This window comes from Promicromonospora aerolata, from assembly GCF_042682255.1.
Lineage (GTDB): Bacteria > Actinomycetota > Actinomycetes > Actinomycetales > Cellulomonadaceae > Promicromonospora > Promicromonospora aerolata.
Map to the genome: position 1 here is coordinate 5,016,951 of NZ_JBHUHF010000001.1, position 18,141 is coordinate 5,035,091.

The window sequence follows — 18,141 nt, forward strand, 5'->3', positions numbered from 1 at the left end:
CCAATCGTTGCAGGCCCGGCTGTGGACCGGATCCGTCACACGCCGCCCGACGTCGTACCGTTACCCCATGCGCATCGTGGTCACCGCCAAGTACGTCCCGGACATCAACACCGAGCGCGGTTTCGATGACTGTCGGGTCGTGCGCGACGCAGGCGAGGGCACCCTCAACGAGCTGGACGAGAACGCCATCGAGGCCGCCCTGCGGCTCGTCGAGGCGGAGCGGGCTTCCGGCAGCATCGGACCGGAGGACGGCGAGGTCATCGTCGTCACCATGGCCGGCCCCGACGGGGACGTCGCGCTGCGCAAGGCGTTCCAGCTCGGGGTGGACCGCGGCATCCGCGTGTCCGACGACGCTCTGGCCGGCTCCGACTACTTCGGTACCGCCACCGTGCTCGGCGCCGCCGTCCGCAAGCTCGGCGAGGAGTCGCCGGTGGACCTCGTGGTGACCGGCATGGCCGCTCTCGACGGGCTGGGCTCCGTGGTCCCGACGCTGCTCGGCGCCGAGCTCGGCCTGCCCACCCTGAACCTCGCCAAGCAGGTCGAGCTCGCGCCCGCGGAGGGCTCGACGCGCACGCTCACGATCACCCGCGAGGTCGACGACGTCACCGAGCGACTGTCCGGGCCGCTGCCCGCCGTCCTGTCCGTGACGGACGCGGCCAACCAGCCGCGCTTCCCGGGCTTCAAGCTCATCATGGCGGCCCGCAGCAAGGAGATCGAGGTGTGGTCGCCCGCCGACCTGGGGCTCGCCCCTGACGCGGCGGGCACCGCCGGCGCCCGCACCGCCGCGCTGTCGGCGGCCCCGCGCCCGGAGCGCGCCGAGCCGCAGATCGTCACCGACAAGGGCGAGGGCGGCGTGGCGCTCGCCGACTTCCTGATCCGCAACGACCTGGTCTGAGCCGGAGGTGCGGTGCGAGGGCGGGGGCCGGACGACGCGGCCCCGCCCGCAGCGGAACCGCAGGCTCCGACCAGCTCCGTAGAGCCTGATCGATCTTGAAAGGCACGTCATGACCAACCGCACAGTCCTGGTCCTGCTCGACCCAGCTACCGAGGTCCGCACCAGCGTGCTCGAGCTGCTCACCATCGCGCGCGGCCTCGGGCGGGTCGAGGCAGTCGCCCTGGAGGCCCCCACGGTGGAGGTCCTCGCACAGCTCGGCGCCTACGGTGTCGAGTGCGTGCACCAGGCGGAGCTCGCCCGGGACGGCGCCCACGTGAGCGGTGACGAGCGGCACCTGCCCGCCGTCGTCGCCGCCGCCTTGTCGGCCGCCGTCCGGCACACCGACGCCGACGTGGTGCTGCTGCCCACGTCGTTCGCCGCCAAGGAGGCCGCTGCGCTCGCTGCCCACGAGCTCGGCGCCGGACTCGTCATCGACGCCGCCGCGGTGGGTGAGGCGGACGGTCGGGTCGTGGCCGGCAAGCGTGTCTTCGCCGGGGCGTGGGACACGGAGTGCGCGGTGACCACCGCTGTCGCCGTCGTGACCGTCCGGGCCAACTCGGCCGTCGCGCAGCCGGCCGAGGCGGCCGTCGAGCCGGTGACCGAGGGCTTCGCCGTCGAGGTGGCGCCGTCTCCGGTGACGCTCCTGTCCCGTGAGGTCAAGGCCGACACGAGTGGCCGGCCGCCCCTCGACCAGGCCGCGGTGGTCGTGGCCGGCGGGCGCGGCACCGACGGTGACTTCGGACCGGTCGAGGACCTCGCCGACGCGCTCGGTGCCGCCGTCGGCGCGTCGCGGGACGCGGCGTTCGAGGGCTGGTGGGACTCCTACGTGGGGCAGACGGGGGTCACGGTGGCCCCGCGCGTCTACATCGGCGCGGGCATCTCCGGCGCGCCGCACCACCGCGGCGGCATGCAGGCGTCCCAGGTGATCGTCGCCGTGAACAGCGACCCCGAGGCGCCGATCTTCGAGATCTGCGACTTCGCGGTCGTGGGCCAGCTGGCCGACGTGCTCCCGCAGGCCGCGGCGGAGATCCGCAAGCGCAGGGGCTGAGGAGCGACCGCTGGTGGCCGCCGGGCGTCGGGCCGCGATCGGTGCGGCCGGCGCCTCGTGGTGGAATGACGTGATGGAGCAGCTTCCAGCACAGCCGGCGCCGGCGCTCTCGGCGGGTCCGGCACCTGTGGGAACGCTGGCGCCCGCCGAGCGGCGCCGGGTCGCGCGGCACCTTCTGCTCGACGGTTTCGGCCTGGCCGCACAGGAGCGGCTGGCCGCGTCCCGTGTCGTGGTGGTGGGCGCGGGCGGCCTGGGCTCGCCGGCGCTGCAGTACCTCGCCGCCGCGGGCGTCGGCACGCTCGGCATCATCGACGACGACGTCGTCGAGGCCTCCAACCTGCAGCGGCAGGTGCTGCACACGGTGGCCGACGTCGGGCGCGCCAAGACGGCCTCGGCCGGCGATGCGCTGCGCGGGCTCGCTCCCGAGGTCGAGGTGATCGCGCACGGCGAGCGGCTGACCCGCGACAACGCCGCGACGATCCTCGGCGGGTACCACGTGGTGGTCGACGGCTCGGACACGTTCGAGACGCGCTACGCCGTGTCCGAGGCGGCGGCGAGCCTCGGCCTGCCCGTCGTCTGGGGCACGGTGCTGGGCTGGGACGGCCAGGTGAGCGTCTTCTGGTCGGCGGCTCCCGACGGCCGGGCGATCACCTACCCGGACGTGTTCGGCCCGCAGCCGCCCGAGGGAGAGTCGTGCGCGACCGTCGGGGTGCTGAGCCCGGCGTGCGGCGTCGTGGGCTCGACGATGGCGGTCGAGGCGGTCAAGGTCCTGACCGGGACCGGCGATCCGGCCCTTGGCCGGCTGCTCGCCTACGACGCGCGCACCTCCGCGTGGGACACGATCGAGCTGGCACCTCCGCCGTCGGGCCCCGCAGTCCTTCCGGCGGAGCCGGTGCGGCTCGCGGAGCAGGGGCCGTCCGCCGAGCGGGTGCGGTCCGCGGTCCCGCCGTCCGGGCAGCCCGGGACCCCCGGCGTCCTGGTGCTCGACGTCGGGCTGCGCCCTGGCGCCGTGCCCGGTGCGGTGTTCGCGCGGCTGGAAGATCTCGCGGCCGGTGACCTGCCGCCGGAGCTGCTCGACCACCCGGTCGACGGGCCGGTCCTCGTGGTGTGCGAGCGAGGTCTGCGATCGCGCGGCGCGGAGCAGCTGCTGCGTGCCGAGGGGTGGCGGGACGTCACGAGCCGCGCGATCCTCGGGTAGAGCATGCCGTCGTCCTTCCTGGACATGTCCCGTTCACCTGGGCGTACCGGCCCTTTCGCGGGTGAGACATCACCTGCTCCTAGGTTGACGACGACCTACCCCCCTTTCGGACCGGAGAGCCTCCGATGACGATCGCCCCTGAACACCGCCCGCTGCTGACGGTGCACACGCACGCGCGCGGCAAGCGCAGCCCCGTCACGTGCCGACTCAAGTGCAACGACGCGTGCCTTCACCCCGCTCCCAACGAGAGCGCCAACGAGTACTTCAAGGACGTCGTGAGCTCGGTGCTGTCCCGCCGCGCGATGCTGGGCTCGCTCGCCGTCGCCGCCGGCGCCGTGGTCATCGGCGCGCAGGCTGTCGGCGCGCCGACGGCGGCCGCCGCGACCCTGCCCGAGGGGCGCTTCCCCGGCCACGGCCGCGGTCTGGCCTTCGGCGCGATCGAGCCGCAGCACGTCGACGTCGACCAGCTCGTGGTGCCCGAGGGCTACACGTGGGACCCGATCATCCGCTGGGGCGACCCGATCCTCCCGGGTGCCCGCACCTTCGACCCGAACAACCAGTCGCCGGAGCAGCAGGCCAAGCAGTTCGGCTACAACTGCGACTACCTCGACATCCTGCCGTTCGACGCCGGCGACGAGCACCGCGGCACCCGCGGCCTCCTGGTGTCGAACCTGGAGTACACGAACGCGTCGATCATGTTCCCCGCCACGGAGAAGTACTGGGAGACCGACGCCGCCGGGAACGTCACCGGGACCAAGAACGCCTACGCTCGCGCGATCGAGCGCGCCGCGCACGGCATGGCCGTCGTCGAGGTCCGCCGCCAGGCGCCCGGCAAGCCCTGGTCCTACCAGCGGATCAGCCCGGTCAACCGCCGCATCCACATGGACACCGAGTTCGTCCTCGACGGCCCGGCGGCCGGTACGGACCTGCTCAAGACGGCGGCCGACCCGACGGGTACCCGGGTGCTCGGCACCATGAACAACTGCGCCGGCGGCACCACGCCGTGGGGCACCGTCCTGTCGGGCGAGGAGAACTTCAACGGCTACTTCGCGGCTGCCGGAGTGAACAAGACCGCCGACGCTCGGTACGGCATCCCCGCATCGAGCGGCTACGGCTGGGAGGCCGACGAGCCCCGCTTCGGTGGCGGCGCCGGGTACGAGAACGAGGCCAACCGGTTCGGCTGGATCGTCGAGCTCGACCCGCACGACCCCTCCGCACCGCCCGTGAAGCACACCGCCATGGGCCGGTTCAAGCACGAGGGTGCCAACGTCACCCTGTCCCGTCGCGGGCACGCCGTCGCCTACATGGGTGACGACCAGGCGTTCGACTACGTGTACAAGTTCGTCTCCAAGGACCGCGTGGCCAAGGGCAGCTCCCGCTGGGCGCGGGCGCACAACAAGACGCTGCTCTCGGAGGGCGACCTCTACGTCGCGAAGTTCACCGGGGACTCGCCGGCCGCCGAGATCGACGGCTCGGGCGCGCTGCCCTCCGACGGCGCCTTCGACGGTACGGGCGAATGGCTCCCCCTGGTGCTGGACGGTGTCAGCCAGGTCGCGGGCATGTCCGTGGAGGAGGTGCTCGTCTACACGCGCCTGGCGGCGGACACCGTGGGCGCCACCAAGATGGACCGCCCCGAGGACGTCGAGATCAGCCCGGTCACGGGCCGTATCTACGTGGCGTGCACCAACAACTCCGGCCGCACGCCGGGCAACGGCAGGGAGGGCGTGACGGAGCCCAACCCGCGTGACCACAAGGTCCAGGGTGGCGCCACCGTCAACGGCAACCGGGACGGCCACGTGGTCGAGATCATCCCGACGGGCGACCAGACCTCCACCAGCTTCACGTGGAACCTGCTGCTCGTCGCGGGCGACCCCGCCGTCGACGGCACGTACTTCGCCGGTTACCCGAAGGACCGGGTCTCACCGATCTCCTGCCCGGACAACCTCGCGTTCGACGCCGAGGGCAACCTCTGGATCTCGACCGACGGGCAGCCCAGCTCCAGCGGCATCGCCAAGTGCGACGGCCTGTTCAAGGTGCCGGTGGCGGGCCGCGAGCGCGGGCACGTGCAGCAGTTCCTCTCGGTGCCGGCCGGTGCCGAGACCTGCGGTCCCGTCATCGACTCGCGTGACGGCATGGTCTACGTGAACGTGCAGCACCCGGGCGAGGACGGCACGTTCGACGCGCCGCAGTCGCTCTTCCCCGACTACATCGCCGCGGGCGCGCCGGTCGAGGCCGGCGACTTCCGCGGGCCGCGTCCGACGGTCGTGCAGGTCTACCGCGACGGGGGCCGCGGTAACGGCCACGGCAACGGTCGTGGCAACGGGAACGGTCGCTCCGACCGCTGACCCGCGCCGCAGTAGCCACCGGCCGAGCCTGCCGGGACCCGAGCTTGTCGGAGCACGGGTCCCGGCAGGCTCGGCCGGCGGCGTTCGGCCGGCCGGCATCCTCGCCGGCCGGCCTTCGCGCGCCGGCGGCCTGCGCCGAGGGGGCCGCGGTCGATCCATGTCACAGGACGGGATGCGATCGGGCCTCTTCGGCGTTCGTAGACTTGATGACCGTGAGCACCCCGCCCCCCGAGCCCGCCCGCGCACCCGTGACGGTGAACGGCGCGCACGGCACCCCGCCCCGCGAGCCGGACGGCGCGTACCTCGACCACGCCGCGACCACGCCCATGTCGGCCCCGGCGCTCGCGGCGTACGTGGCCGAGGCGCAGCGCACCGGCAACGCGTCGTCGCTCCACTCCGCGGGTCGCACGGCACGTCGCGCCGTGGAGGAGGCGCGTGAGACGCTCGCCAAGTCGCTGGGCGCACGGCCCAGCGAGGTCATCTTCACGTCAGGCGGCACCGAGGCCGACAACCTGGCGATCAAGGGAATCTTCTGGGGCCGGCGCGCGCAGGACACGCGCCGCTGCCGCATCCTCGTCTCCGCCGTCGAGCACCACGCCGTGCTCGACCCGGCGTTCTGGCTCGCCGGCCACGCGGGCGCCGAGATCGTGCTGCTGCCCGTCGACGGCGAAGGCCGGCTCGACCTCGACGCCCTGCGCGCCGAGCTCGCCGCGCACGCCGACGAGACCGCGCTGATCAGCGTCATGTGGGCCAACAACGAGGTGGGGACGGTCCAGCCCGTCCGGGACGTCGTGCGTGCGGCGCGCCCGTACGGCATCCCCGTGCACACGGACGCCGTGCAGGCGGTGGGCCAGACCGAGGTGGACTTCACGGAGTCCGGCGTGGACGCCATGACCGTGAGCGGCCACAAGCTGGGCGGTCCCGTGGGCGTCGGCGCCCTGCTCGCCCGGCGCGACCTCGCGCTCGACGCCGTGCTGCACGGCGGTGGCCAGGAGCGCGGCGTGCGCTCCGGCACGCTCGACACGGCCTCGATCGCGGCCTTAGGCGTCGCCGCGCACCACGCCGTCGGCTGCATGCCGCGCCGTGCCGCCCGGCTGGCCGCCCTGCGCGACGAGCTCGTCGCCCGGGTGCGGGCCGCGGCGCCCTCCGCCGTCCTGCGCGGTCCCGAGCCGGCGCCCCACCCCGAGTACGACCCCGACCGTGCGGCCGACGCGCCGCGCAGCACCGAGCGACCGGTCGACCGGCTCCCCGGCAACGCGCACTTCACCTTCCCCGGCGCGGAGGGCGACTCCCTGCTGTACCTGCTCGACTCCGCGGGGGTGCAGGCCTCCACCGGTTCGGCGTGCCAGGCGGGCGTGCCGCAGCCCTCGCACGTGCTGCTCGCGATGGGCGTGCCCGAGGCGGAGGCGCGCGGCGCCCTGCGGTTCACGCTCGGGGCCACGTCCACCCAGTCCGACGTCGACCGGCTCGTCGCCGCGCTGCCCCAGGTGGTGGCGCGCGCACAGGCCGCCGGTCTGGTGTCCGGACGAGCGATCGGAGGTATGTGATGAGGGTGCTCGCGGCCATGTCGGGCGGTGTGGACTCCGCGGTCGCCGCGGCGCTCGCGGTCGAGGCGGGGCACGACGTCGTGGGCGTGCACATGGCGCTGTCCCGGAACCGCGACCAGTTCCGCACGGGATCGCGCGGCTGCTGCTCCATCGAGGACGCGGGTGACGCGCGTCGCGCCGCCGACCTGCTCGGCATCCCGTACTACGTGTGGGACCTGTCCGAGCGGTTCGAGGACACCGTGGTGGCCGACTTCCTGTCGGAGTACGAGGCGGGCCGCACGCCCAACCCGTGCGTGCGCTGCAACGAGCACATCAAGTTCGAGGCCCTGCTCGACAAGGCGACTGCGCTCGGGTTCGACGCCGTCGCGACGGGCCACTACGCGCGGATCGAGACGCGCGAGGTGGCGCTGTCCGACGGCGGCCGGCGCATGGTGCGCGAGCTGCACCGCTCGCCGAACGACGCCAAGGACCAGTCGTACGTGCTGGCCGTCGCCGGCCCGGAGCGGCTGGCGCGCGCGATGTTCCCGCTGGGCGGCTTCGCGTCCAAGGACGAGGTTCGTGCCGAGGCCGCGCGACGTGGGCTGTCGGTGTCCGCCAAGCCGGACTCCTACGACATCTGCTTCGTGGCCGACGGCGACACCCGCGGCTTCCTGCAGTCCCGCCTGGGCTCCCGTCCCGGCGCCGTCGTCGACACCGAGGGTGACGTCGTGGGCGAGCACGACGGCGCGTACGCGTTCACCGTGGGCCAGCGCAAGGGTCTCGGCCTCGGCCGGCCGGCCGCCGACGGCAAGGCGCGGTACGTGGTGGACGTGCAGCCCGCGACGAACACCGTGGTGGTGGGCCCCGCCGAGCTGCTGAGCGTCGACCGGATCGCGGGGGAGAAGGCGCTGTGGTTCGACGGGGTGCTGGAGCCCGTTCCGCCGGTCGAGGACGGCGGGACCACCGTCGGCGTCGTGCCGGACCCGGACGGTTGGTTCGACGCCGAGGTGCAGGTCCGCGCGCACGGCGCGCCCGTCCCGGCGCGGGTGCGGTCAACTGCCCAGGCTGCGGACGCGTATGGTGACGACGTCCCGGACGACGAGCGACCGGCGTCGGCGGACGGATCGCACCCGGCCGCCACCGCGATGGAGATCGAGCTGACCGGGACGCCGCTGCGCGGTGTCGCACCGGGCCAGTCGGTGGTGGTCTACCAGGGCACGCGTGTCCTGGGCCAGGCAACGGTCGCCCGCGCGTGGCGCGTCCCTCGCCCGGACCGAACTCGCTGACTTCGGTCCCTTGGGATGAGATCGGTCGGTCAACTGGCCGATCTCATCCCAAGGGACCGATTTCATCGCCACACATCTCAACAAGGAGAACTGATGACTGCTGTGAGCGGACACGGGCCATGGCCCGGAGGCGAGCGCGATGTGCTCGACGCGCAGCAGACGGCGCTGGGCGAGCTCGCGGAGCTGCCCACGGGCGTCGACGCGATCCCGTTCCTGACGCAGCTGACGCAGCGTGGCCCGGGCGCAGATGCTCTCGGACGCACGGCGGTACGCCTGGCCGAGATGCCGGTCGAGCTGGGCCCGCACGGCTGGAAGCTCACCGAACGCCCTGGCGCCGACGCGCGCCGGGCCGAGACGTTCTGGCGAGAGGACCTCGGTGCCCTCGCCATCGCGGCGCACGGCCACACGGGTCCGCTCACCGTGGAGCTGTTGGGGCCGTGGACGCTGGCGGCACAGCTCTGGTCGGCGCGAGGGGACCGGGTGCTGGCCGACACCGGGGCCCGCGCCGACCTGACCCTCGCTCTCGCCGAGAGCCTGCGGACGCTGGTCACGGACCTCGTGGCCCAGGTGCCCGGCGCCGAGGTCACGGTGCAGCTCGCGGAACCGCTGCTCGGCCAGGTGCACGCGGGCGTGCTGCCGACGTTCTCGGGGTTCTCGCGGCTGCGGGCGGTGGCCGGACCCGAGATCGTCGGAGGGCTCGAGCCGGTGCTCGCGGCGGTGCGGGACGCCGGGGCGCGGTCCGTGGTGCACCTCGGGGGTACCTGGGTCGGTGTGCCGCCCGTGGTGCTGGCCGGTGCCGACGCGCTGGGGCTGGACCTGGCCGCCGTCGGGCCGGACGGCTGGAACGAGCAGGCCTGGGAGCTGCTGGCCCGCGCCATGGAGCGCGGCACCGGCCTCTGGGCCGGGCTGCCGCCGGCGCAGGTCTCGCAGTGTGCGGGGCCCGCGCTCGGCGAGCTCGCGGACCTGGTGGCGGTCCCGTGGCGGCGGATCGGCCTGTCCGCCGCACAGCTCGCCGAGGTGACGCTGGTGGCGGCGCCCCGCCAGTCGCTCGGCTCGTCCGACGCCCACCGGGCGGAGCTGGCCAACCTGGGCCGCATCGCGGAGAACCTGGCGGAGAAGTCGGAAGGCTGACGAGGCTCGGACTGCGGCCCTGACTCGCTGTACCAGGTACGGCGAGTCAGGGCCGCAGTCCGGATGGTCGTTCGGCGTCAGCTGCTCAGCCGGTTCCAGAGGAACGTCCAGTGCGTCGCCGCCATGTAGGCGGCCTGGGCGTTGTTCGCCGCCCCGCCGTGGCCGCCCTCGATGTTCTCGTAGTAGGTCACGTCCTTGCCCGCCGCCAGCATGAGCGCCGCCATCTTGCGGGCATGGCCGGGGTGCACGCGGTCGTCCTTGGTCGACGTCGTGAACAGCACCGGCGGGTAGTCCTGCGCGGCGTCGAACAGGTGGTACGGCGAGAACTTCTGGAGAAACTCCCACTCGTCCGTGTCCGGGTCGCCGTACTCGGCCATCCAGGACGCGCCGGCGAGCAGGTGCGAGTACCGCTTCATGTCCAGCAGGGGGACGCCCACGATGATCGCCCCGAACAGCTCCGGGTAACGCGTGAGCATGTTCCCGGCCAGCAGGCCACCGTTCGAGCGTCCCTCCATCCCGAGCCGCGCGGGGACGGTGATGCCGCGCGCGACGAGGTCCCGCGCCACCGCCGCGAAGTCCTCGTACGCGCGGTGCCGGTGCTCCTTCAGCGCGGCCTGGTGCCACGTCGGCCCGTACTCGCCGCCGCCCCGGATGTTCGCCACGGCATACACTCCGCCGCGCTCCAGCCACGCCCGCCCGACGGTGCCCGAGTAGCCGGGCAGGATCGCCTGCTCGAACCCGCCGTAACCCCACAGCAGGGTGGGTGCGGGGCCCGCCTCGCCCGAGACGAGGTCCGCCCGGCCGACCACGAAATAGGGCACCCGGGTGCCGTCGTCCGACTCGGTGAACTCCTGACGCACCTCCAGCCCGGCCGCCTCGAAGAAGGAGGGCGCCGACTTGAGCACCTCGGGTGCGGCCTGCGGCTCCTGCGCCCCGACGACGGTACGGCCCAGCGTCGACGGCGTCAGGTAGCCGGTGGTGACCACCCAGACGTCGTCGGAGTCGACGACGTCCACCGCGCCGACACCGACCGTCAGCAGCTCGCCGCCCACGGGAAGTCCGGACCGGACCCACTCGCCCCCGGCCGCGGGCGGCGTGAGCACGTGCAGCAGGTTCTTCACGTCGTCCAGCACGTTGAGCACCAGGTGGTTCCGCGTCCAGGTGACGCCGGCGAGCGACGCCGTCGGCGTCGGCTCGAAGAGGACCGTCAGCTCACGGGATCCGGCCATGAAGTCGTCGAACGGGGCGGCGAGGAGGGATCCGGCCGGGTACGTCGTGTCGCCGAGCGTCCAGTCGTCCCGCAGGCGGACCATCATCCACTCGCGGTGCAGGCCGACGTTCGCCGAGTCCGGCACGTCGATCTTCGTGAGCGTCTGGTCGGGCGTACCGACGTTCGTGGCCAGGTACGTCTCGTTGGCGTAGAACCGGAGGGCACGGTGCACCAGGTCGCGCTCGAAGCCCGGGGTGTGCGAGCGGGAAGCACTGATGTACATGTCCTGGTCGGTGCCCTCGTAGACGAGCGTCGCCTCGGCCAGGGGAGTGCCCCGGCGCCACCGCTTCACCTGCCGGGGGTAGCCGGACGGCGTCATGGTGCCCGCGCCGAAGTCCGTGAACACGTAGACGGTGTCCGCGTCGATCCAGGACAGCCCGCCCTTGGCCTCCGCCCGGACGAACCCGCCCTCGTTCTCGGGCACGAACCGCTTGGTCACCAGGTCGAACTCGCGCGTCACGTCAGCGTCGGAACCGCCCGGCGACAGGTCGACCAGCGCGTGCCTGCGCGGCTCGCCCGCCGCGAGCTGCTCCGGCGTGGGCCGCAGGACGCTCGCACCGTGCCAGACCCAGCTCTCGTCCTCCTGCTCGGCCAGGGCGTCCAGGTCGAGGACGATCTCCCACTCGGGGTCGTCGGTCCGGTACGAGTCGAGCGTGGTGCGGCGCCACAGCCCGCGCTCGTGCTCGGCGTCCTGCCAGAAGTTGTAGTAGTGCTCGCCGACCTTCGACACGTGCGGGATCTTGTCGTCCGAGTCGAGGACCTCGCGCACCGCCAGCTCCGTCCGGGCGAAGTCCGGGCCGCCGAGGGCCTCGGCGCTGTGGGCGTTGCGCTCGCGGACCCAGCTCAGGGCGGTGTCACCGTCGACGTCCTCGAGCCACGCGAACGGGTCCGGAAGGGCGGGATCGAGGGGAGTGGCCGGGAGAGCGGATCGGGGGGCGGACTGGGTGTGCTCGACGCTCATGAAGAGCACCCTACGCGGCGGGCCGCGGCATCCGGCGTCGTTCGGCTGGTTGCCGTAGCCTGAGAGGCGAGCGCCCGTTTTTTGCCCTAATGTGGGGTTATTGGGCGATGGGGTTACCGCATTCGTCGATGGCACATATTTTCGCTTCGCGCACCACGGTCGTGCCCTTCCACGCTTGGGACGCGCTGTGGTAGAAACTGCAGTCCAGGGGGTTGTTCGCCCTCTCCAGCCGAGTTCGTGGAGCAGGTTGCGGCATCCGCCGTGTCCGGTCTTCCCAAACTCTGACGAGACAACTATTAGGGGGATCGGCTCGGTGAGCTCGATGTCTTCTTCTCCTCCGCCGAGCAGGCTGCGCCAGGTCGCGCCCTGGGTGTGCGTTGCCGGCGTGCTTGCCTATGTCCTCGTGGCCCCCGTCCTGTTCACTGCCACCGGGGCCTCCTCCACCTGGCCCGCGTGGCTCGTCGGCATCGCCGCCGTCGGGCTCGCCGTGGCGGCCGCGCTGATCGCCGCGCGGTCCTCCCGGGACGATCTTGCCTCGCACGAGGACCTCGTCCTCGCGCACCGTCGGGCCGAGGAGCGGGCCGAGGCGGCTTCCGCCGCGCTCGACGCCCTGGCGAAGGAGCAGCTGCCCGCGTTCCTCGACAGCGAGCCGGCGCCGCCGCTGCCGCACCTTCCCGGTGATGCGGGCGCACAGGCCCGGCTGGACGAGGCCGCGGCCATGCTCGCCCGGGTGCAGGAGGAACGGGTCGCGCGGCGCGACGCCGTCCAGGTCGCCGTGGTGGCCCTGAGCCGCAAGGTCCAGGCCGCCGCGCACCGTATCCAGGAGGAGGCGGCGCGGATGGTGCAGCGCCACCCCACCGACCCGGACATCCTGCAGACGTCCATGCGCGTGGACCACGCCGCGGCCCAGCAGGCCCGTCAGGCGCAGAGCCTCGCGGCCCTGTGCGGAGAGTGGCCGGGCCAGCAGTGGAGCGAGCCGCTCCCGCTGCCCGACGTCGTCAAGGGTGCTGCCAGCCGGATCACGGCCTTCCACCGGGTCGAGGTGTCGGGCGACCCGGGTGTCGCCGTCTCGGCGCGTATCGTCGAGCCGCTCATCCACCTGGTGGCCGAGCTGCTGTCCAACGCCACGCAGTCCTCGCCGCCCACCACGCAGGTGCTCGTCTCGCTGCGCCAGGTGCAGCGCGGCGCGGTCGTCGAGATCGACGACTGCGGTGTGGGCCTGGACCTCAAGCAGCTCGAGCAGGCGCGCGACATCGCCTCCGGCAAGCGCGAGATCAGCATCACCGAGCTGGGCGAGATCCCGCAGACCGGCCTGGCCGTCGTCGGCACCTATGCCCGGCGCCACGGTTTCCGCGTGGACGTCACCGAGTCGGTGTACGGCGGCCTGCGCGCCATCGTCATGATCCCGGCGGAGCTCACCGAGGCAGTGGTGCCGACGGGCATGCTCACGCCGGCAGCGACGTTGCCGAGCGCTACAGGCCCCGCCGGCGGGGCGTCCGCGCTCTCGTCGGGGCGTAGCGCCACCGCCGTCGTCGAGGCGCCGCTCGCGCCCGACCTGCCCAGTGTGCAGCCTGCTGACGACGACGAGTGGCCGGCTCCCGCTGCGCCCGACCCTGCGACAGTCGTCCCGGTCGAGCCGCTGAGCGCGCCCGACGACGTGGTCGACGACGACGAGGAGGAGACGCCCGTGGCCGGTGCCCCGGTGAAGGCCCCTGGCGAGCTGCCCCTGCGTCCTGGGCGAGCCCGCCCCGAGGACGACGAGTTCCCCGAGCCGTCCGCACTTCCGCAACGGCGATCACGCCGCGGCGAGGCGGGAGCGCCCGACGAGCGGACCACGACCACGGAGCCCCGTACCGAAGCTCCTGGTCCCGTGCAATCGGCTGAAGAGGCCGGTGAGTGGATGGGTGCCTTCTTCAGTTCGAGCGAGGCGCGGTTCGGGGACTCATCTGACAGCAGCGAACCGCCGGCTGGAGCCGGTGGAACTTCGGAGGACCGATGACGACGCACGCCGACGGCATGACGAGCACCGATGGCAACAGCTGGATGCTCGAGCTCATCAGTGGTGTACGGGGGGTCAAGCATGTCGTGGTGCTCACCTCGGACGGCCTGATGAAGGTTCGGACGGACCAGACCCCGCTCGACGTGGCCGACAAGGTCGCCGCGGCATGTGCCGGACTCGCGGCACTCGGGATCGGAATGAGCAGGGAGTTCGGGAACAGCGACACGATTCGCCAGATTGTGGTGGAATTCGACGGTGGGTTCCTCTTTGTCCGGGGGGCCGGTGACGGCTCCCGTCTTGCGGTCGTCACCGATCCGGTGATCGACCCGGCGCTGATTGCCCAGCAGATGCAGGCTCAGGTCCTCATGATCGGAGAACGCACCCTGGGCACGGAGCGGATCACCAGCTGATCCCGCATCGGGCACCGTCGAAGGAAAGCAGTACTCGAGCCCGACAGGGTTCGAATCAGGCACCACCAGCTCGACCGATACCTGACCGACCGACAGGGGGCGAGGGGATGGACACCGAGGAGTACCGCGACCACCCGGTGCGCTCGTACGTGCTCACCTCAGGGCGGGCGCACCCGTCGCGCAACACGCTGCGACCGGAGACTCTCGTCCGAGCCGTCGAGAGCCGTCCCGTGCTCTCGACGGCGGGCCGGCTGGAGCGCGAGCTGGTTCAGCTCTGCCGTGGCACGCTCGCGCTGGCCGAGGTCGCGGCCTACCTGCAGCTACCGGTCAGCCTCGTGGCGGTCATGGTCTCCGACCTGGTCGACTCGGGGAACCTGACGATCCGTTCCAACCATCAAGCGCACGTCCTGCCCGGCAAGGACATCCTGGAGAAGATTCTCGATGGACTCCGCAAGCTCTGACCGCACCGTACCCGAGCAGCACCTGGCGCCGACCGTGGCACGGTCGGTCAAGGTCCTCGTCGTCGGCGCGTTCGGGGTGGGCAAGACGACCCTGATCGGCGCGGTGAGCGAGATCGAGCCGCTGCGCACCGAGGAGCGCATCACCACGGCGAGCGTCGGTATCGACCCGGGGCAGCCGAACAAGGAGACGACGACGGTCGCGATGGACTTCGGTCGGATCACCGTGACCGAGGACATCGCGCTGTACCTGTTCGGCACCCCGGGCCAGCGCCGCTTCTGGGACCTCTGGGCGGGTCTGGCCGACGGCGCCGTGGGTGCGCTGGTCATGATCGACACCCGGCATCTCGAGGACAGCTTCGAGGTGCTCGACCAGCTGGAGCTGCGCACCAAGATCCCGTTCGCCGTGGTCGTCAACCAGTTCCCCGACTCGCCGGCCTACCCGCTGGAGCGCGTGCGCGCGGCCCTCGACCTGTTGCCGGAGACCCCCATCGTGGAGTGCGACGCGCGGGACCGGCAGTCCGCCGTGCTGACCCTGATCACCCTGGTCGAGCACGCCATGACGTTCCCGGTGTTCCAGAAGGTCAACGCGTGACGTTGGCCAACAGACTGCACCTCCGGCTGGAGGACATCTCGGACCGGGTGCAGCTGTCGGACATCACGACGGCCCGGGATCCGCACAAGCTGTACGAGCAGCTCCGTGACGAGTGGGGCCCGGTCGCACCGATGGACCTGGAGCCGGGCGTCCCCGCCTGGCTCGTGCTGGGGTACGACGAGGCGAGCAGCGTCATGCGCAACGAGCTGCTGTTCTCCCGCAACTCCCGCAACTGGCGGTACGTGCAGGAGCGTTCCCTGCCGGAGAACTCGGGAGTGTTCGCGGCCCTCGCGCCGCGGGAGAACGCGTACTTCCTCGACGGGATGCAGCAGCGGCGGCTGCGCGCCCCGCTCGACGACGCCCTGAGCGGCGTGGACGAGAAGCGGCTCGCGCGCACCGTGGCGGTGACGTGCGAGGCGATCATCGACCGCCTCATGCCGCGGGGCGAGGCAGACCTCGTGGCCGAGTACGCGGTGTCGGTTCCCGTCATGGTCATGACCGAGATGTTCGGCATGAGCCTGTCGGACGGGAACAAGATGCACGAGCTCACCGAGGCCGTGTACGCGGGCACGGAGAAGGCCCGAGCGGCCGCCGTCGAGCAGGAGTCGCTGCTGGCCGTGCTCGTGGCGACGCACCGCGCCGAGCCCGGCGAGGATCTGACCACCGCCCTCGTGAACCACCCCAACCACGCGAACGACGTCGAGGTGATGGGTTCGATCGGCGTGATGTTCAGCCTCGGGCACGACGCCGAGATCGCGTGGATCGCCAGCACGCTGCACATGATCCTGACCGACCCGGCGTTCGCCGCCCGGGTGCGGCGCGGCCGGCTCGACCTGGACGACGCGCTGGACGAGGTGTCCCGGCGGCACCCGCCCGCACCCCACGTGCTGCCCCGGTTCGCCCGGCAGGACTGCGAGCTGGGTGGGCGCCGGATCGCGTACGGTGACGCGCTCGTGCCCGCCGTCGCCGCGGCGAACGCCGACCGGGCGATCCGCACGGACGACCCGTGGGAGGAGCTGGGCAGCCGGTTCCACCTCACGTGGGGCGCGGGTGCGCACGCCTGCCCCGCGCACCGCATCGGCCCGCTCATCGGGCGGATCGCCGTGGACACCCTGCTGCGCCGGATCCTCGACATGGAGCTGACGGTGTCGTCGGACTCGCTCAAGATGTCGATCTCGCCGTGGTCGCGCTACCCGCGCAGCCTCCCGGTCCGCTTCACGTCGCCGCCCACCGAGGGCGGCCCCCGCATCGAGCGCTGACCCCGCCGGGGTGGACCGCTGCCGAGGTGGCACCGCGGCGCAGGCTGCGGTCCCACCTCGGCAGTGCGGGGGTCAGGACTCGGAGGCGACCCGCTCCTTGGGCGTCCGCTCCTTGATCCGTTCCTTGAGGCGGGGCACCAGGTTCTTGTAGACGGACGGCTCGATCGGCAGGAGCCACTGCATCGTCCGGGTGCTCGATCCGATGTTCACGCCGGCCTCGTCGAGCGTCTCGTCGATCTGGTGCATCGAGAACGGGATCACGTTGGTGCCGCGAGCGTGCTTGCCGCCCGTGCGCTTCTCCATCCACGCCACACGCTCGGCCACGTGCTTGCGCCGCTCCTCGATCCTCGGGAGGTCGAGGGCACCGCTCAGGTACGCGGCGATCCAGATGGCGCCGGCCTCGGCGGACAGCGGCGAGAAGAGCGAGGAGTTGTAGCCCGAGAACGTCAGGTGCGGCACGTCGTGGGGCAGGATCTGCCGGTAGAGCTCGTAGTTGCCCTGGTCGTCCAGCAGGCGTGCGGAGATCGTGTCGTCGAGGAACGGGACGCGCTGGTGGAAGCCGGTGCCGCAGACGACGAGGTCGACCGGGAGCCGGGCGCCGTCGCTCAGCACCGCGACCGGGTGGTCGCCCTCGGACTCGAACCGTTCGATCTCGGTGTCGCGGTGGACGGCGATGGTGCCGTCCACGACCTGCTCGTAGAACCCGTCGGTGGACAGCGACACGGTGCTGTTCGCGATGTCGGCGAACTCGCCGTTGGGGACGAGGCCGAGCTTCTTGAGCTTGAGCTGGACGGTCGCCACCGCCCCGATGCTGTCGAGCATCGAGGCCCGGACCTTGTCGCCCGGACCGTGCAGGAACTTCTCCATGCCGCCGTTCAGGTCCTGGTAGCGGAACAGCGCCTCGCCCAGCCGGGACAGCAGCAGGTACTTCATGTTGAGGACCTTGCCCACACGCTTGGGCATCTTCCACAGCAGCTGGCGTGCCACGACCGTGGTGGACTGGGCCACCGGACCGATCTCGGCGGCGACGTCGCACGCCGACTTGCCGTAGCCGACCACCACGACGTTCTTGCCACGGGCGTCGTCCAGCGTGTTGAGCTGGCTGGAGGCGACGAGCTTGCCGCCGGCACGGACGAGGTCGGCGTAGCCCTCGTACTGCGGGAAGACCGGGTCGGAGAAGATCCCGTTGGCGACCACGAGGTGGTCGAACCGCTCGGGGGCCGAGACGGGGGCACCGATCCGGCGGGCCGTGATCATCCAGCCGTCCTCGGCGTCCGTGAGCTCGGCGCGCACGACCTCGGTGGCGAGCCGCAGGTGCGGGCGCAGCCCGAACTTCGCGACGTACCGCTCGAGATAGGCCTGGACCTGCTCGCCGGTCGGCCACTCGGGGTAGTCCCGGGGCATCGGCAGGTCGGAGAACGCGTACGAGTCCTTGTTGTTCTGCGTCCGCAGGCCCGTGTACCGGCGCGTGGCGCTCCACACGCCGCCGACGTCCGGCGCCTTCTCGAAGACGGTGACATCGTGCTCGAACTCGCGGAGAATCTTCGCGGTGGCCAGTCCTGCGAAACCGGCACCGACGACGGCGATCTTCAAGGGGCCCCTGCTCTCAGTAGATTCCTGGCATTTTTCTCGAATGGTAGCGGGACGGAACCCTGTGCGATAGGGGCGGATCAGGGCAAATGCCCAGGTCGGCTGACCTTTCGTCGCGGGCTCCGGTGCCT

14 protein-coding genes are annotated in these 18,141 nt (G+C 72.1%); 12 read left to right on the forward strand and 2 right to left on the reverse strand.

Features of this window, described 5'->3' with window-relative positions; genetic code table 11:
- The first annotated feature begins 67 nt into the window (after positions 1-67).
- The 7 genes from ACFSL2_RS22320 (at position 68) to ACFSL2_RS22350 (ending at position 9,468) form a co-directional block, all read left to right on the forward strand.
- The gene (locus tag ACFSL2_RS22320) at positions 68-895 is read left to right on the forward strand and encodes an electron transfer flavoprotein subunit beta/FixA family protein (RefSeq protein ID WP_377199946.1); all 828 of its coding nucleotides are present in this window, start codon (positions 68-70) and stop codon (positions 893-895) included.
- Between the two features lie 109 nt (positions 896-1,004).
- A complete protein-coding gene (locus ACFSL2_RS22325; protein ID WP_377199947.1) occupies positions 1,005-1,982 on the forward strand; it encodes an electron transfer flavoprotein subunit alpha/FixB family protein in 978 nt (325 codons plus the stop codon).
- 13 nt (positions 1,983-1,995) lie between these two features.
- Entirely contained in the window at positions 1,996-3,180 is a 1,185-nt protein-coding gene (locus ACFSL2_RS22330; RefSeq protein WP_377199948.1) for a ThiF family adenylyltransferase, read from the forward strand.
- A gap of 125 nt (positions 3,181-3,305) precedes the next feature.
- Positions 3,306-5,525, forward strand: a complete 2,220-nt coding sequence (locus tag ACFSL2_RS22335; RefSeq protein ID WP_377199949.1) for a PhoX family protein — start codon at positions 3,306-3,308, stop codon at positions 5,523-5,525.
- A 206-nt stretch (positions 5,526-5,731) separates the two neighbouring features.
- Positions 5,732-7,072: a cysteine desulfurase family protein gene (locus ACFSL2_RS22340; protein ID WP_377199950.1), complete on the forward strand. Its 1,341-nt coding sequence runs from the start codon at positions 5,732-5,734 to the stop codon at positions 7,070-7,072.
- On the forward strand, positions 7,072-8,337 hold the full coding sequence (gene mnmA / locus ACFSL2_RS22345) for a tRNA 2-thiouridine(34) synthase MnmA (protein ID WP_377199951.1): 1,266 nt from the start codon (positions 7,072-7,074) through the stop codon (positions 8,335-8,337). The genes ACFSL2_RS22340 and mnmA overlap by 1 nt, the downstream gene beginning before the upstream one ends.
- 93 nt (positions 8,338-8,430) lie before the next feature.
- Positions 8,431-9,468 (forward strand): uroporphyrinogen decarboxylase/cobalamine-independent methonine synthase family protein, encoded by a 1,038-nt coding sequence (locus ACFSL2_RS22350; protein ID WP_377199952.1) that lies wholly within the window; start codon positions 8,431-8,433, stop codon positions 9,466-9,468.
- Positions 9,469-9,545: 77 nt separating this feature from the next.
- Here the strand turns inward: ACFSL2_RS22350 and ACFSL2_RS22355 are convergent, their stop codons facing one another.
- Positions 9,546-11,699 (reverse strand): prolyl oligopeptidase family serine peptidase, encoded by a 2,154-nt coding sequence (locus ACFSL2_RS22355; protein ID WP_377199953.1) that lies wholly within the window; start codon positions 11,697-11,699, stop codon positions 9,546-9,548.
- Positions 11,700-12,021: 322 nt separating this feature from the next.
- Here ACFSL2_RS22355 and ACFSL2_RS22360 point away from each other — a divergent pair, with 322 nt between their 5' ends.
- The 5 genes from ACFSL2_RS22360 (at position 12,022) to ACFSL2_RS22380 (ending at position 16,420) form a co-directional block, all read left to right on the forward strand.
- Complete coding sequence (locus ACFSL2_RS22360; protein WP_377199954.1) at positions 12,022-13,698, forward strand: ATP-binding protein; 1,677 nt, start codon at positions 12,022-12,024, stop codon at positions 13,696-13,698.
- Entirely contained in the window at positions 13,695-14,108 is a 414-nt protein-coding gene (locus tag ACFSL2_RS22365; RefSeq protein ID WP_377199955.1) for a roadblock/LC7 domain-containing protein, read from the forward strand. The genes ACFSL2_RS22360 and ACFSL2_RS22365 overlap by 4 nt, the downstream gene beginning before the upstream one ends.
- 107 nt (positions 14,109-14,215) lie before the next feature.
- Positions 14,216-14,569 carry a DUF742 domain-containing protein gene (locus ACFSL2_RS22370; protein WP_253876932.1) on the forward strand — a complete coding sequence of 118 codons (354 nt, stop codon included), beginning with the start codon at positions 14,216-14,218 and terminating at the stop codon, positions 14,567-14,569.
- Positions 14,550-15,161 carry a GTP-binding protein gene (locus tag ACFSL2_RS22375; protein WP_377199956.1) on the forward strand — a complete coding sequence of 204 codons (612 nt, stop codon included), beginning with the start codon at positions 14,550-14,552 and terminating at the stop codon, positions 15,159-15,161. Before ACFSL2_RS22370 ends, ACFSL2_RS22375 begins: the two co-directional genes overlap by 20 nt.
- The gene (locus tag ACFSL2_RS22380) at positions 15,158-16,420 is read left to right on the forward strand and encodes a cytochrome P450 family protein (protein ID WP_377199957.1); all 1,263 of its coding nucleotides are present in this window, start codon (positions 15,158-15,160) and stop codon (positions 16,418-16,420) included. Before ACFSL2_RS22375 ends, ACFSL2_RS22380 begins: the two co-directional genes overlap by 4 nt.
- Before the next feature lie 72 nt (positions 16,421-16,492).
- Here the strand turns inward: ACFSL2_RS22380 and ACFSL2_RS22385 are convergent, their stop codons facing one another.
- A complete protein-coding gene (locus tag ACFSL2_RS22385; protein WP_377199958.1) occupies positions 16,493-18,013 on the reverse strand; it encodes a flavin-containing monooxygenase in 1,521 nt (506 codons plus the stop codon).
- Positions 18,014-18,141: the final 128 nt, after the last annotated feature.

Bases quoted from the DNA above. Each gene is read 5' to 3' on its own strand.
- ACFSL2_RS22325 (WP_377199947.1), top strand. From the start codon at position 1,005: ATGACCAACCGCACAGTCCTGGTCCTGCTCGACCCAGCTACCGAGGTC.
- ACFSL2_RS22360 (WP_377199954.1), top strand. From the start codon at position 12,022: ATGTCTTCTTCTCCTCCGCCGAGCAGGCTGCGCCAGGTCGCGCCCTGG.
- ACFSL2_RS22335 (WP_377199949.1), top strand. From the start codon at position 3,306: ATGACGATCGCCCCTGAACACCGCCCGCTGCTGACGGTGCACACGCAC.
- ACFSL2_RS22350 (WP_377199952.1), top strand. From the start codon at position 8,431: ATGACTGCTGTGAGCGGACACGGGCCATGGCCCGGAGGCGAGCGCGAT.
- ACFSL2_RS22355 (WP_377199953.1), bottom strand. From the start codon at position 11,699: ATGAGCGTCGAGCACACCCAGTCCGCCCCCCGATCCGCTCTCCCGGCC.
- ACFSL2_RS22320 (WP_377199946.1), top strand. From the start codon at position 68: ATGCGCATCGTGGTCACCGCCAAGTACGTCCCGGACATCAACACCGAG.
- ACFSL2_RS22340 (WP_377199950.1), top strand. From the start codon at position 5,732: ATGACCGTGAGCACCCCGCCCCCCGAGCCCGCCCGCGCACCCGTGACG.
- ACFSL2_RS22370 (WP_253876932.1), top strand. From the start codon at position 14,216: ATGGACACCGAGGAGTACCGCGACCACCCGGTGCGCTCGTACGTGCTC.
- ACFSL2_RS22365 (WP_377199955.1), top strand. From the start codon at position 13,695: ATGACGACGCACGCCGACGGCATGACGAGCACCGATGGCAACAGCTGG.
- ACFSL2_RS22375 (WP_377199956.1), top strand. From the start codon at position 14,550: ATGGACTCCGCAAGCTCTGACCGCACCGTACCCGAGCAGCACCTGGCG.
- mnmA (WP_377199951.1), top strand. From the start codon at position 7,072: ATGAGGGTGCTCGCGGCCATGTCGGGCGGTGTGGACTCCGCGGTCGCC.